Source organism: Zooshikella ganghwensis (assembly GCF_018263875.1).
GTDB classification, from domain to species: domain Bacteria; phylum Pseudomonadota; class Gammaproteobacteria; order Pseudomonadales; family Zooshikellaceae; genus Zooshikella; species Zooshikella ganghwensis.
Window position 1 is genome coordinate 186,403 of record NZ_JAEVHG010000006.1, and the last position, 15,903, is coordinate 202,305.

Sequence of the window (15,903 nt, forward strand, 5' to 3'; positions counted from 1 at the left end):
TAAATAGTTATTTCCAACTCCAACGCTGGTAATCCTGACCCCAGTCATACCACATACCGACTTTAGCGCCCTGCCTGTATCCATAAACTGTGAGTGCTCGATCAGCCAAGCTGTCATTCACTAGTGCATCGCCATTAAGCGACCATTTTTGACTATTGCTGCCAGCGCATTTTTCCATCGCAACAGAGCCACCACTTCCACTACTATCTGTCACTGTCAGACACGAGCCTTTATAACGCTTAGACTTCACTGTTCCATCATTACCCAGCATCCACTGCTGGCCATCAGCTTTACTACACTCATTAACCAGTGGTGTTTTTGAGTCCTGTACATCAAGACAGAAACCGATAGCGGAGTAAAACTGCTTGTACTCACCTTGATCGTCCCCATCGCCATCATCATCACCAGCGCTCTTGGCCATTTCAACTAAGAATGCTGTCGCTAATTGAGCAAATTTTAATGCGTGGTTTGCGTTATTGCCCGACTTATCAAGGGTGTCATTGGCCGTATGAATATAACGATTACTTTGCTGCATGGGAGCTTCAAATGGCATACTCGCAGCGTACCCCTGACGGTGCCAGGAAGCATGATCAGAGCAAGCATAACCACAACGCATTGTGGTATACGTATATTGAGAAAGGTACTGGCTAATTAGTCGTTTTAAAAATTCATTTTGTGCGGAATTGGTATAATCCGTTACCAATGCATAGTCATAAGATGATCCCTGGTAATTGGTCATATCAAGTTGCATGACCCCAACCACATTTGCTCCCTGACCTTTCATATCTTCAGCGATATCATCCGAGCCTAGCAGGCCTACCTCTTCAGCTGCATAAGCCATAAACTTGATGGTTCGCTTTGGCTTATAGTTATTTGCCATCATTACTTTGATTACATCTGTAATAGTGGCAATCCCCGAAGCATTATCATCGGCACCAGGTGCTCGTGCTCTCAATTTATCACTGACGTTATGGTTGATAGAGTCCATGTGTCCACCAATAACCACCACTTCGTCAGTACTCCCGTCACCTTGTAAGGTCATAATCACAGAAGGCTGTTTCCATCTACTGTGTTGATATAACTCCACCTTGGTATCGGCTCGCCCATTGGTTAAACGTTCCCAGGTATTTTTAATCCAGCCAGAGGCATCTTTGCCTGTATCACTTTGATAATAGCGGTTATGAAAGTTAGCCATGCCATCAATTGTCGTACGAATATCACTCTCTTGTAACTGTGGTAGAAAAGCATTCACTACTTTTTGTTGGTCTATTGTATAGTCAATGGTTACTAATGATTCTGTCTTATTCGCAATCATCTCATTAGCTGACTTAACGGCATCAGCATAAGAATCATGCACCATAAAGCCACCACAACGCTTATATTTGGCATGCATATAATACGAAATCAAATCAAGGTGAGCGGGGTCAAGCTGTGTTACCGCAACATCAGTCTGAGCCAAACTAGAAATTGTGTATTTAGGAAGCTGGTTACCCATAAGTTGCTGTATTCCAGCATAAGCATCTGAACCCATTGTAACCCAAAGCTTCTGCTTCTCATCGGCAATTGTGTTGCCCACGCTCAGGCTTGAAGTCACAAGGCTACCCGTTAAAACCAACGAAGTAATTATCCCTGCCGTAACCTTTTTGATTTTCATATAAAATTCCCTGTAAAGAGTGACATCCTTGTATTTTTAGCTTTGAGCTATCCACCTCTATCAGCAAATATTTTTTTGGCGCGACTGTCAAGTAAAGAAATCGACTTTTAAATCATCAACTAAAATAGCAAGAATTAATTAACTAGTCGTAATATCAGACTTTATCCTAAGGCACTACCAGAAATTGCTCATAGAAACATTTCAACCTATAAAATCCGACAACAGCTTAAGCTTTTTAACATATTTTTAAATAAAAATTACACCAAATATTTCTACAATCACCAATAAATATTTTATAAAACAAACAATGACAAACCAATAGCTAAAAACTAACAAACGAATTCAACAGCATAAAAATATATCACTAACACGATACAGTTAATTATCACACCGTAACATTCAGTTTTATATATCAAAAAATTTTTAATTAAGCAGGCAGGAAATAATTGAAGAAATATAATAATCAAAAGGTATTAAAGGGTTAAGAAGAAGAAACTTTTATTTTTTAATCTGTTTGTGCAAGCCGTGTAGAGTCAGACTTTTCTTTATCTTTAGATCTATCCACAAGGTCATTAAGAACTTGTGTTTCATTAATCATAGTACCATAACCCGTCTCATTATTGATTCTGACAGAGTAAACAGCTTTTTTAGTAGAAATCGTGATATACGTTTCGTGACTTCCTTTAGTCACTAAAATACTTTCACCGGGTTGACGGTTAAGTAAACGCCCAGACCAAACCTGCATATTATTGCGTTGGTTATGGGTAGAAAACAGCTCCGCTAGAAGCACTTTGTCTAATCCAGGTACTTTAAGCTGTAAAACCTGACCAAGGTTTAGTGTCGCTAGCACCTGACGATTTGCCTGTAGCTTTAGCAAAGGCACTCCATCTTCAACTTTTGAGGGAACAGGGTCAACAGACCAAATCGATTCACCCATAACCTCCATTGCCTGCTCGTCATTAATTACCGAAACAAGTTCCGCATGACTAGTCTCAGTATTTAAAGACTTTGAGCTTGCAACTGCAGCAGCAGTTTCTTTGATATATAGTGTATTTTGATTTTGCTCTGACACGTTAATGGAAGTCAGCGCCACAAATGTGCTACATGCCAGTGATAACAATCCAGAACAGCCAAAAAAGAATACCTTCATGCATCGATCCCTAGATAAAAAATAATGATTACTCATTATCAGGCTGAAAATTGTATGATTTCATAGAATAAATTGCACATATTTCAATTAAGTACTTAGCGCTAAATCAATTAAGTTGTGTGAAGTTTATAGGTTAACCTCTATTGTGGTTGTGAAAAAACACACATTCTGTTGCTAATTTATTACTTTTTGTATACCGTGTTGATACATATCACAAATAAAATCAAACTTTTGTCTTATTTCTGAATATTTTTTGTGCAGCTTAAGCTACCTATTACCTGTTACAAGGTTCATCAGCGCTTATCAAATATTAAGAGCTTCTCTAGCTCTGGACTCGAAAAGACATAAAAAAACAGGTGCCTAAGCACCTGTTTTTTTGAACGTCACTAGTAAATGCAAATTTATACTACTGAACGCGATTCACCTTAACATCATCCAGATAGTACTCAGTACCAGCAGATGGTCCGACAATCATCATATAGGTACTACGCAAGTTGTAGGCAGGTGCAGTAAAAGTACCTTCAATATCGTACCATTGTCCCTTGTTTACTTTCTTCGCAGACACAGTTTCCCACTTACGATAACCATTACTATTTACATAAGTCAGAACCACTTCAACATTCTCAGTATTCTTCAAGCTATAGCCTAGTCTTAATTTAGCCTGCATTTTAAAACGTTTGCTTGGCTCAATAATACCATGCAAGTTCAGTGCTGGACCGCTATATTGAGACGATCTGTTAAATGCAATTAAACTACGATAACCAGATGTTGAGTACTGCCATGAATTAGTCGCATAACTACCATAACCAAACCAGTTACCGGCACCACGCTCAAAGTTTTCATCAAGCACATAACTGATAACAGGTTTTGGTGTTTCCTTAACTTTTGGCTGCTCAACCTTCTTCAATAAAACTTCATCAAGATAAAAGTCTGTACCCGCACCTGGTCCATAAGCTAAAACTCTTACAGAGTAGATTGTGCCTCTTGATTTAATTTTAAACTTGCCAGATAGTTTAGAAAGTGTATTAGCCGCCAATGACTTATTTGCAACATAGTGGTAATAAGTACCACGACTATCAGAAACTTGAATGGCTAAACTACCTGTACTTCTAGAACGATAGTTACCACTTAAGCCCATCTTAGCGGAAAGAGTATACTCAACACCCGATTCAACCTTTGCCGTTATATCTTGCACCGCACCACTATAAAAGTAATTACGGTTGCTCACTAAAGCAATATAATCTCTTCCGCAGTCACGTGTTGTATAAACTGTACTAATGCTTTCAGACTGGGTGTAAGACTCCCATGCACCACTCTCATTGAAGTCACCATCATCAAGTAAGTTACCGTCTAAGCTGTCTTTTTCACAAACAGAAATCGGCTTGGGTTTTGGCTTAGGATTAGGCTTTGACTTTGGTGTTTCTGGAGTATCTGTTTTGGGGGTTTCAGGCTCAGAGGTTGTTCCATCGTCAGTTGGTGTGGATGTATCAACAACCTTCGTTGCCATAAAGTTAGCAACTTTATCCCCCATCTTATTCAAATGCTTAGCCGCATCTGCACTGCCATGAACACCACATGAGTCGTTATCACAGTTATAAATTGCAGGGTTAGAAATATATGGCACTGCCTTAGCACTACCAAAAACATGTGGGTAAGCCATGATCGTTGCAAAACGGTTATACTGGCCATAGCCACGAGCCGATTTGTCTACCCGATAGCTTTCTGAGTTATAATCATCTTGTTCTTTTGAGTGCCCAGCACCTGCATTATGCATTGACTCATGTAAAAACGTTCTGTTACCACACTCTACACCGACCAAATTGTAGGCATTAGCGCTAGCATTTGAATAAAACGTATTATTATAACCACCTGGCACATAACCTATACCACAAGTGTAGTATACAGAATTTCCTTTGACTACTTCTTCACGAAGGTTAACCAGCGTGACAATATCCGCACCATATTTCTTCCTTAAATTAGCAACTTCACTGTTCTCAGCAAATGCTGCCAGAGAGCTACTATTTACTTTTTCATAACGACTAATATTACGAGGATTAAATAACTGCTTGTGAACAAGACGATACTTCAAATTAACATTACTGCGCTTAAATGTTTCATTTGAATAATTAATATAAGACGCTATTTGGGCATCAATATCACCGGCTACTACATAATCAACAGCATCTTGAGTATACAACACCATGATATCAACAACATTTTCACCAGCTTGTGCTGACACAGCAAAGCAGCTCGCTAGTGATAGCACTAACGCTTTTTTTCTAAATAAAAAACTCATTGCAGGGCTCCCGGAATGGCTCTTCAATTCAATTTAAATGTTATTTTGGTTGTGGTTTAAGTAAATCATCTTTAACGGGAATCGCATCGACATGTTTTGGGTTTTGTCGTTGCGCAATCTCATCTTCACTTGTTGCGCGCCCTTTGCCCGTTTTCTTATCAACGACAATAGTCTGATTACCGTAGCGAGTAGCTAAACTTATAATTGTGGTACGCTCGCCTTCTGTCACCAACATACTTTCTGTGTTATCGCCATCAACAATCTCACCTTTCCAGACCATTTCACCCATATCACCGTTATAGGTCTCGACTAACTTGGCTGATACTGAATGGTCAGGCGTTACCTGCATTGTTACAACACCATCAATAGCAAACGAAGACAGCACTGCAGGATCGGCTTGAATTGCATAAGTTTCCTTATTTTCAATATCAGTATCTAACAACTGCCAAAGTTGATGTTGCCCTTTAGTTAAGTCCACGGCTTTTTTTGAAGCTGGTGGTTCAGGGAATACCTCTTCTGTAACTACTACTTTTGGATTATTTTCTGATAGCTTTTTACTTTGCTGTGAAGCTTGACTTTCAGTCTGTTCAGTACTGACTTTTGATACGTCAGAAGCTGTACTTTTAACTTCCGCTTTATCTGTGGACTCTGAACACCCCACTAAATAAAAAGAAAATAGCGAGACGCCTAATACCGACAATGTCGTACGCATCAGGTTAGTGTAATTCACGTAAATTTCTCCAAGAAATGAGACTGTCTGACAACGTTGTACTACGATGACTCCTTACAAAATAGCACCAAAGTGCTGCGACATACCTTGTCACACCCTCAACGTTAAATAAGACAGAATAAGTATATTATTTGGGGGAATGCTTTTTAGCGAACAGGTTCACACTTTTCCAGTTTAAGGTGAACGTCCAAGAGGATTATGAGTCTAGTTCAGGTTGAAGCGTAATATCTGAAAGATAAATGGCTTTAAAAAAATGGTACTATTCTAGGCTGAATACAATGAAGAGCAGCAAATAAGCATAAAAACAAAATGGATCTAAAGTACAAATACAAGGATTTGCTAATACTTATTATTTGACATTATGAATGCACTACTTTGACTTTAGCAAAACCACTTTATGGAACAACTACAGAAGAAACTTCAGAGGGTGTTTCAGATGTATGTAAATAAGGTGATAGCATAAACGCTGCGCAAACACCCACAAAAATCAAGGCACAGGCTTTTATTAGATTTTTATCAACCATTTTGGCTAAACCCCAGTACTTTCTTTATCGACTTACTTTACTGCTTACTCATTTGTTAATAGAGCAGTGATCTAATGTTGCCCTGATATACTTCCAGCCTACTGAGTGCATGTAGTAACGCCCAGCTTATCAAAAGGTTAACTTAGTAATTCAAGCTAAACCTATCCATGCTTTTTAATCCCTTATCGCAGGTGAAAGTATAAGTTTCTCCACGTTGAATATAAATGAACTTACTCACAGTGGCATTTAAGATGATGCTCTTTTCGACATTAATGCGATAGGTATCTCAATTTAAGTAGTGGTTTATAACTGTACTGCCGAAAGCAAATGTGACCTAGACCTCAATACCATCTGGAAAGAATTAAAAAAGCGGGCACGATGTACCCGCTATCTTATTACCTTAAAAAGGTCACTACTCTTCAGAGTTTAGTTTTAAATTGATGTCATCAATAAAGAGTGAAGCAGAAGGTTCAGGTCCAAAGATATACAAGTTTGCATATTTCACGACGCCTTTGGGCGCAAATTTCAAGGCGGTTGTAATTTCTGACCAAGTACCACCCGCTGCAAGCTTTTCTGTTGTTAAACGCTGCCAATGATATCCATCTTCATCTACATAAAAGAGCTGAATATCAATATTCTCTTCTGCTTTAGCATCCTTACCCAGGCTTGCAGCCAGAGATAAAGTATAAGCCTTATCAGCCTCAATTAGCCCTTTCAAGTTAATCGATGGCCCTGAGTACCAGTGGCTACGATCAGATGACATTAAAGACCACTGACCACCGTGTGCAAAATCTGCTTTTCGTACCAGTTCACCCGATCCAAAAGCTGGCTTCCAACCATGGTCATTTTCCTCAAATGAGTGCTCAAGTAAGGGTGGATTTTTGGGAGGTTCTGGTGTCTCACTGGAAGATTTTGAGATTTTAATTTCATCAACTATTAAGTCACGCTGACCTTTAGGTCCAAAAATTAGCAATTTAACTTTTTCTACCTTACCTAGCGCTTGCAAAGAAAACGTCTCTTTAATCGAAGTCATTTCGCTAGTGGTAATAGACTTAATTGACAGGTATTGATAGTAGTAAGCACCAAGGTCATTTTTAATAAGCAATGCAACTAAACCAAAGTCTCGATTTTCTTTACCGTCATCACCCACTTTCAAGCCAAGTTTAGCTGTTAGGGTATATTTTTGATCTGCTTCGAGCTTTCCTGTTAAGTCTTGAATCACACCGTCATAGTATTGCTTACGATTAGTGATATGTAACAGGTTATCACGTCCACAGTCACGCTTAACAGTATGCTGCTTTAACTGGGTAGCACTTGTGTAAAAAGGCTGCCATTTATCTACGCTATTAAAATCAGGCTGCAAAATCAGGTTATCTTTTTCTAAATTGGGCTTCTTACAAACCGTATCAGGAGTATCTCCATCTCCCGGTTTATCTCCATCTCCCGGCTTGTCTCCATCTCCCGGCTTGTCTCCAGGAGGTGTACTACCATCGTCAACTTTTGTTGGCATATAAGCCGCAATTTGAGCAACCACTTGCTTCATATTCGACACTGCATCAGCGCCACTTTCACTCTCTTTATCAATACCGCAGGCTTGATCCTTGCATTTTTTTAAGGACGGGGTCGACATCATGGCGACCTGTGGGGCATCACCATATGCACTTGAGTAAGCCATAACAGTGGTAAACAACCCTTCTTGTCCATGTCCTCTAGCCCATGGGTACATTCCACCTTTTGAGTTTTGCCGAGCTGAGTGACCTAGTGAAAAGTTATGGCCAATCGCATGCACCAAAGCACTATCACCACAGGAGTCTCCAAAAACATTAAAGGCTAAATTACCAGAGGTTTCCTTTAGCTTTCCGTTTTCACCCTTGGGCATCCAAGATACAATGCACTTATCCCCTGTACGTGCCGTTATAAAACTGACAATATCAGCTCCCTTTTCTTGACGTAACTTGGAAACTTTACTGTCATCTGTCAGTTTCTTAAGTGTTTCCTGATCAATTTTTCCATAGTCTTTACTTAATGCTTCAGAGTGCACCAAGCGTAGCGTTAAATTAAGCTCACTATTTTTATATACTGTATTAGCATACTCTACCCAAGATGCCATTTTTGCTTTTATATCTGTGTTTTCTGCTACTTCTGGGGAATACAACAGCATGACATCAACTGTTTCAGCCACTACGGATGCAGACATAATTGAGGCCGTTAAGAAGCTAAGCCCCATTAACGATCGTTTTATTTGGCTTGCCATTTCTTCTTTTCTCCTACATACAACCCTAAAACGCGGTATAGGCTACTTTGTGTTATAAAAATCTTTTTATTAGCCATTATCTTTTTGAGGAGGCGTAATAGGCACTTCTGGGGCAGGCAATGCATCATTAAAGTTTGTAATGGTACGCAAGCGATCTGTTTCACTGACCACTGTGCTTCTGCCTGTTTTGTTATCAATGCGAGTGGTGTAAACCCCCTGCTCTGTTGAAACTGTTACATAGGTTTCGATTTCTCCACGAGTAACAATGACATTCTCAACATTACTTCCATTCTCAATTTTTCCTTTAAAAACATGTACATCATCAAGCTGATTATGTGTTGAAGTAAGTTGTGCTTTATACGACTGATTCAAATGAGGAATTTCAAACTCTAAGGTTTGTCCCATCTGTAAGCTGGAAACAATAGTCGGATCAACTTGCACATTGTAAGCTGTAACACCGCCATCCTCAGATGTTGGATTACCATCATCAACTTTCCACATATTGATCACTTCATTTGGATCTACTTCTGCTAGCTGAGGACCTGGCTCAGGCAAAGGAATATCTTTTTGGCTAGCAACGGCTGCATCTTCTGCTGGTTGAGTTGATGGAGTAGATACTGTATCTGAACCAACAGAAGCCACAGGTTGTGCTTTATCTCCTGCAGTACTACTAACAGGTTGCACGCTAGCGGCTGGTTTTGTCTTTAGTGCAGGCGTCAAAACCACAGCAGCACAAACACCGACCAGTAATGCACCAGCACCTATAATTATTTTCGAGTTTTTCATAAAAACGGTACCCCTTAAGAAGCAAACAACAGCTCTTGGTAAACAAGTTCAGGAAACACTTCTTCGGAGTATAAAGAGGGCTTATTATGCTTTATGCGATATCTTGCACAATAAAATAAAAGACACATCAGTAATTGTATATGTTGTAGATATGTTCACGCCGCTTAAGCGACGGTAATCATTTACTGTAAGACAGATGATTCAACGGCGAGTATATATTTCAATATTGTAAGTTTAGATAAAAGCGTGAAATGTTTTACAGTAACGAGGGCCTGTCATTAACAGTGTGAACTGGCACATATCAAGTTTAGCAACTGTTAAGTACTTATAGCTGATCCCGCACTGATAAAGATCTATACGAGTTTGAAGGGTACTGACCTATGACTTCCTAACAACAAAAGTGCGTCATGTCCTTAACAATAATGAATTGTATGGCAGATACCCTTTAACTATTTAATCGCTTAACAACTTAACCACTTATTTATTTTAATTAGCCTATCATCCTTCTTTTTGTTTATACTTTATTAGTTCCGCAATAAACGTAGTCAACTTATTAGCAGTGCTTTGATTACCACGAATAGCAATCCACCTTTCCATAGTCACAGGGTGCTTAATCCAGCAAATATTATCAACACCAGTACAACTATATTTAATATCGGTAGTCACACCATATACTTTCAATATTGCATTTTGTAGTTGCTTACCACCATCATCAGTTGTTCTTATCACTTTAGTAACAATTAGCTCACCAAGATTCTTTGCATTAATAGTATATAGCTCATCTGCTTCTTTATTTAAATTAATAACTTTTCCTTTTCTTAAAGCATTCTCAGCAAGCATTTCATTAATATATTTTTCTAAAGCAATAATTTCACTTGATGTTTTATACTGCGCTTTAAGGCGGTTTACTACCTTATCCATTTCACTGGGTTCGATCTTTATAACATCACTTTTATCAACTGAACTGATGGCTGCTTTTTTTTGTTGGTCTTTTTGTTTAAATTCTTCAATATCAGTAAACATGCCTAGTGCTTCTTGATAATACTCCCCTTCTTTTCCAGTTCGTTTTAAATAACGTTCTATATTTTCCTGAGCCTGATCCATTTTTTTGTTTTTGAATAATACTTTTCCATAAATAAAGTAAAATTCATCTGGCGGGGTTACCTGTAAGGCAATTGCTTTTTGCAGATATTGCTCAGCCTGACCATAGTTTCCTTGCTCAATATGCTTTTTGGCTGCCAAAATAAATCGGTCAACTTCAATCTCTGCAGGCAATTCCGCCATACATAAACTACCAAACGTGAAACAAACAGTAGCGGTAAACCACAACCACACTTTTGTTCCAAACCACTTGTTGATCATTTTTGACCTCACTTATTACGCAACTATTCTTTTGTTGAAAATATACCTTTCACAACAGGCATACTAAATCCTTCACCATTTTTTTTATGCGTAGTCCATAGCATATATCTTTATATGCCTCCGAGTTTTCAAAAGATCACTCGGAGGGTAATTTATAGAGATTATTAAAACCAAGAGGAGCAATAGCTCCATTTTATTTGTAATCTATTCAAACTTATCACTTTCTTATACAATTACTCTGATACCTTATTCTCCAACGTAGCAGCTTGCACACTTTGATTTTCCACTGCTTCAACTTGGAGCTGCATACCGTTGACCGCAACAACTTTCACTTGAGCACCTTCAGGTAAATCAGGGCCTGTTACCATCCAGAAACTATCACCCACTTTTATTTTGCCACGCCCACCGACAATAGCCTCACTTACTATATAGCACCTTCCTAGCAGTTGCTGACTTCTTTGATTCAAGCTTGACTGACGGGGTGTAGATGGTTTGTGCTTCAAATAGCGCCACCAGCTGTAAGCGCTAATGAGCGCAATCAAAGAGAATATAATTAGCTGGAACTCCCAGCTTAAGTTGGGAAATATCCACTTTAATAAACCCACCGTTCCAGCGGAAATACCAATCCACAGGAAATACCCCCCTGTGCCAAATACTTCAATGATGAGACAAAAAAGTCCAATACCAAACCACATCCAAAATGAGATGTGCGATAACCATTCTACTAACATTATTGTTTCGCCATACTTTCTTGAACAAGCTCCTTAATACCCGCCACAGAACCAATGATACTGGACGCTTCAAGAGGCATCATGATCACCTTTGAATTTTCAGCAGAAGCAACATCTTTTAAGGCATCAACATACTTTTGCGCCACAAAGTAATTCACGGCTTGTATATTTCCTTCAGCGATCGCTTGCGAAACCATATTAGTCGCTTTAGCTTCTGCTTCCGCAGCCCGCTCTCGAGCTTCTGCCTCTAAAAAGGCAGCCTGACGCTCACCTTCAGCCCGAAGTATCTCTGCCTGTTTTTCACCCTCAGCTTTTAAAATCTCAGCTTGGCGCTGACCTTGTGCTTCTAAAATCGCTGCACGTTTTTCCCGTTCGGCTTTCATCTGGTTTGCCATAGCCTCAACCAGGTCCGCAGGTGGGGTAATATCTCTTATTTCAATACGTGTAACTTTTACTCCCCAAGGATTTGTTGCTTCATCCACTGTGCGTAATAACCGCTCATTAATTTGGTCTCGCTGAGATAACATCGCATCCAGCTCCAGTGAGCCAAGAACCGTACGAATATTCGTCATCGTCAGGTTACGTATTGCATGCTCTAACTGATTTACTTCATAAGCGGCTTGAGCTGCATTCACTACTTGAAAAAAACATACAGCATCAATTGTCACCATCGCATTATCGCTACTAATGACCTCTTGGGGAGGAATATCCAATACTGTTTCCATCATATTCATTCTTCGACCAACTCGGTCAAAAAAGGGAATAATGACATTTAGCCCAGGTGTTAATGTTCGGGTATAACGGCCAAAGCGTTCGACAGTCCACTCATATCCCTGATTAACGGATTTAAAGGCCATAAACAACAGTGAGAGGGCCAATACCACAAGCACAATTAGAACAATAGGCAGTTCCATGACTGTCTCCAAAGTTAATTAAAAAGAACACTATGATGAATTTATCACAGTTCGAGCCTGACACATTATTCGTGACATGTGGTATTTACATTTAATATCAGCATCAATACATAATGATAAAGAAGTGCCTTAATGATTTTCTGAACTAGGAGTAACCCGTAAAACCTCTTCTATCGTTGTCAACCCAGCGGCAATTTTTTGTGCTCCACTGACTCTTAAACTACGCATTCCTTCCTTATAAGCCAGTTTACGCATAGAGCTAAGGTCTGTCTCAGCATTAATCTGATCTTTTACGTTGTTTGTTAAACGCAAAATTTCATACACGCCCAAACGCCCTCTATAACCTGTCTCTCTACACTCCAAACACCCTACTGGCTGACAAGCATGACCTGGCACTGGGGCAGACCATGGGCGGGTCAGCGCTCGCCATGCAGACTCATCAACTTGATTAGGTTGTTTGCAAGCAGGGCATAGTGTCCGCACTAGGCGCTGGGCCATCACTCCTATCACTGTCGCCTTAATCATATAGGCAGGCACGCCCAGCTCCATTAACCTGGTGATTGCAGAGGGGGCATCATTGGTATGAAGGGTGGATAACACTAAGTGACCCGTTAGCGCTGCTTGCATGGCCATTTCTGCAGTCTCCAAGTCACGAATCTCACCAATCATGATGATGTCCGGATCTTGACGCAACAGAGCCCGCACCCCACTGGCAAAACTAAGCTCGATATTATGCTGCACTTGCATTTGATTGAACGCTGGCTCAACCATTTCGATAGGATCTTCAATGGTACAGACATTTACCTGTGAAGTAGCCAGTTCTTTTAGTGAAGAATAGAGTGTGGTCGTTTTTCCTGACCCTGTTGGCCCTGTAACCAGGACAATACCGTTCGGCTGTGTGATCATTTCCTGCCAGCGATCACCATCTTCCCTCGCAAGCCCCAACTCTGCAAATGTCTTTAACAACACATCAGGGTCAAAAATACGCATGACCATCTTTTCACCAAAAGCAGTAGGTAAAGTTGATAAACGCAGCTCTACCTCATTACCTTCAGGACTTTTGGTTTTAAGTCGACCATCCTGTGGTTTGCGTTTTTCTGCAACATCCATTCTTCCTAATATTTTTAATCGACTCGTAACTGCTGCACAAACCTGGGCAGGCAACTCATAAACCTGGTGTAAAACACCATCAATACGGAAACGTAAAATACCTTTCTCTCGTCGCGGCTCAATATGAATATCACTTGCCCGCTGCTCAAATGCATACTGCAATAACCAGTCAACAATATTTACAATATGCTGATCATTCGCATCAGGTGCTTGAAGGTTACCCAGCTCAAGCATCTGCTCAAAGTTATTAAGCATGCTTGCATAGCCAGAGCCACTGGCGCGGGAGACAGACTGCGCTATTTTATAAAACTCTACACAATAGCGACGTATGTCGACTGGGTTACTTACCACTCGCTTGATATCTTTACGCAGTACATGCCGTAAATTATCTTCCCAACTAAAAACATAGGGTTCAGCGCTGGCAATCACTACCACATCATTATTAACTTCTACAGCCAGAATTTGATGACGCTCTGCATAGGCATGAGACATCAGCTTAGTTACAGACTGCACATCAATCTTTAAGGGATCGATATGATAGTAGGGTTGATGCGCTTTTTTGGCTAACCACTCTGAAAGGTTATCAACGTCCAGCATCCGAGACTCATGTGACTCATCTCTAAGCTTTTGAGTCGCCAAATACTCTAACGGATGCATTTTAGATTGCAGAGCATTACGCCGCTTGGATAGCAATGTTTCTGCTGTTGCCTCTGTTATCAGCCCATCACTGATAAGTGACTCCACTACCCCCCGCAAATCTAAAACTTGGTCAGGCCGTCGTGCTCCAGCCCGTGCTTGTATTACTGCCACTTGTGCATCCTTCTTCATTACTATTCATTCGCTTCACTACCGTTACCTATGTTTAATAATAGATAACCTCGCTCAGCTTTACTTAAATCACACGGCACCAAATGGATAAATTTCATTAACTCATCTGCTAACCCTTTTAAGTCATCAACCAGCCCCTGCTTTAGCTCAAGTTCAACTTCACGAATTGGCTGCTGTGCATCACCTGCTACTATTGACCCAATATCCAAAGCTATCTCAATAGCAGCACCACTAGCCAACGTCACGAGCCAACTTTCACGTTCAAAGTTCGTACTCAACACTACGTTTAAGTCTGCAGGTTTAATTCTTTGTAATGGCTCTGGCCATATATCTGCAGTTAAGCAAGTAAAGTCCAACTCAGATGATTTCAACGGCCACTCCCACTCCCCACGCACAGATAAACCATCAACACTGTTACCTCGTGTTTTGAGTGTCTGTAGCCATTGCCCATCACCGGTTAAGCGTGTTCGCAAGGCAACACGTTGCTTATGAAGCTGTTGGTCAGTGGTATCGTAGTAGTGATTAACTAACTGCTGCTTTCCTTCGTACTGGCTGGTTTCGCTATTGAGTAATGACAGTTGACGAAATTCCGCCACATCTTTGCCGCTAATTGCCAGTTTTAACTCAGTCTCTGCCCCCATTGACGCCTCCTGTAAGGAATATGTATGAAAAACCTGGTGGTATTAAATTTGTCTAACGTCTATTAATAAACCGACACCACACCGTGTGTTGAGTATAATGAATAATGCAACTAACACATTGAGAACACTAGGTTTTCTAATAAAGTACAAAAGATTGTTTATTTTTTCTTACATTAGGGGTGGTTTCATTTTCACCAAGCACTTATACTTGCGCCAAATTCTCACAGGAAAAAGCTGTCATGCCTGCGAACAACCTACTATTAAGTATGTTTGGACGCTCGCCGATAGGGCCGATCCAAAAGCACATTTCTAAAGCGCATGAATGTGCAACATTATTAGTACCATTTATTGAAGCAGTCCTGGATAATAACTGGGATGAAGCTGCGAAAATACAGGCTGAAATAGCTCGGCTTGAAGGCGAGGCAGATCTTCTGAAGAAAAAGATCCGCCTGTCTTTGCCTAAGAGCTTATTTCTGCCCGTACCTCGTACCGACTTACTGGACATTATTACCGTCCAGGATAAAGTCGCCAATCGAGCTAAAGATATTGCTGGCCTTATGCTAGGCCGAAAAATGCAAGTACCTGCCGAACTTCACACGGCTTTCCTCAAGTATGTTCAACGTTCTGTTGATACGTCTGCACAAGCATTAAAAGCAATGAGTGAGCTAGACGAGCTGGTCGAAACAGGCTTTGCTGGTCGAGAAGTTGGCATTGTTGAAAAGATGATTGAGGAACTGGATGCCATCGAAAGTGACACGGATGAGTTGCAAATCTCTATTCGCGCCACCCTGTTTGAACAGGAAAAGAACTTACCTCCCGTGGATGTCATGTTTCTCTACAAAATTATTGATTGGATAGGGGACTTGGCAGATCGTGCATCTCGAGTTGGTAGTCACTTACAACTATTACTTGCCCGGTAAAAA

Annotated in this window: 12 protein-coding genes; 1 reads left to right on the top strand and 11 read right to left on the bottom strand. The window is 40.4% G+C overall.

The features are described from left to right. Nucleotides 1-7: 7 nt before the first annotated feature. The 11 genes from KHS79_RS11240 to KHS79_RS11290 form a co-directional block, all read right to left on the bottom strand. Nucleotides 8-1,654 (bottom strand): M20/M25/M40 family metallo-hydrolase, encoded by a 1,647-nt coding sequence (locus KHS79_RS11240; protein ID WP_212718967.1) that lies wholly within the window; start codon nucleotides 1,652-1,654, stop codon nucleotides 8-10. A gap of 505 nt (nucleotides 1,655-2,159) precedes the next feature. Further along, nucleotides 2,160-2,804, bottom strand: a complete 645-nt coding sequence (locus tag KHS79_RS11245) for a hypothetical protein (protein ID WP_051311352.1) — start codon at nucleotides 2,802-2,804, stop codon at nucleotides 2,160-2,162. A gap of 406 nt (nucleotides 2,805-3,210) precedes the next feature. Further along, complete coding sequence (gene mep72, locus KHS79_RS11250) at nucleotides 3,211-5,100, bottom strand: biofilm-associated metzincin protease Mep72 (RefSeq protein ID WP_212718969.1); 1,890 nt, start codon at nucleotides 5,098-5,100, stop codon at nucleotides 3,211-3,213. Between the two features lie 40 nt (nucleotides 5,101-5,140). Then, on the bottom strand, nucleotides 5,141-5,830 hold the full coding sequence (gene bamI, locus KHS79_RS11255; RefSeq protein ID WP_212718971.1) for a biofilm-associated metzincin protease inhibitor BamI: 690 nt from the start codon (nucleotides 5,828-5,830) through the stop codon (nucleotides 5,141-5,143). Nucleotides 5,831-6,766: 936 nt separating this feature from the next. Further along, complete coding sequence (mep72, locus tag KHS79_RS11260; RefSeq protein WP_212718973.1) at nucleotides 6,767-8,608, bottom strand: biofilm-associated metzincin protease Mep72; 1,842 nt, start codon at nucleotides 8,606-8,608, stop codon at nucleotides 6,767-6,769. A gap of 69 nt (nucleotides 8,609-8,677) precedes the next feature. Next, nucleotides 8,678-9,394: a biofilm-associated metzincin protease inhibitor BamI gene (bamI, locus tag KHS79_RS11265; protein WP_027708201.1), complete on the bottom strand. Its 717-nt coding sequence runs from the start codon at nucleotides 9,392-9,394 to the stop codon at nucleotides 8,678-8,680. A gap of 498 nt (nucleotides 9,395-9,892) precedes the next feature. Then, nucleotides 9,893-10,756: an outer membrane protein assembly factor BamD gene (locus tag KHS79_RS11270; protein WP_212718975.1), complete on the bottom strand. Its 864-nt coding sequence runs from the start codon at nucleotides 10,754-10,756 to the stop codon at nucleotides 9,893-9,895. 233 nt (nucleotides 10,757-10,989) lie between these two features. Then, the gene (locus KHS79_RS11275) at nucleotides 10,990-11,487 is read right to left on the bottom strand and encodes an NfeD family protein (RefSeq protein ID WP_212718977.1); all 498 of its coding nucleotides are present in this window, start codon (nucleotides 11,485-11,487) and stop codon (nucleotides 10,990-10,992) included. Then, the gene (locus KHS79_RS11280) at nucleotides 11,487-12,401 is read right to left on the bottom strand and encodes an SPFH domain-containing protein (RefSeq protein WP_212718979.1); all 915 of its coding nucleotides are present in this window, start codon (nucleotides 12,399-12,401) and stop codon (nucleotides 11,487-11,489) included. The genes KHS79_RS11275 and KHS79_RS11280 overlap by 1 nt, the downstream gene beginning before the upstream one ends. A gap of 129 nt (nucleotides 12,402-12,530) precedes the next feature. Next, complete coding sequence (locus KHS79_RS11285; protein ID WP_051310906.1) at nucleotides 12,531-14,339, bottom strand: GspE/PulE family protein; 1,809 nt, start codon at nucleotides 14,337-14,339, stop codon at nucleotides 12,531-12,533. Between the two features lie 2 nt (nucleotides 14,340-14,341). After that, on the bottom strand, nucleotides 14,342-14,980 hold the full coding sequence (locus KHS79_RS11290; protein WP_212718981.1) for a CYTH domain-containing protein: 639 nt from the start codon (nucleotides 14,978-14,980) through the stop codon (nucleotides 14,342-14,344). A gap of 239 nt (nucleotides 14,981-15,219) precedes the next feature. Between KHS79_RS11290 and KHS79_RS11295 the strand changes: the two genes are divergently transcribed. After that, nucleotides 15,220-15,900: a TIGR00153 family protein gene (locus KHS79_RS11295; RefSeq protein ID WP_094785943.1), complete on the top strand. Its 681-nt coding sequence runs from the start codon at nucleotides 15,220-15,222 to the stop codon at nucleotides 15,898-15,900. Nucleotides 15,901-15,903 lie beyond the last annotated feature (3 nt).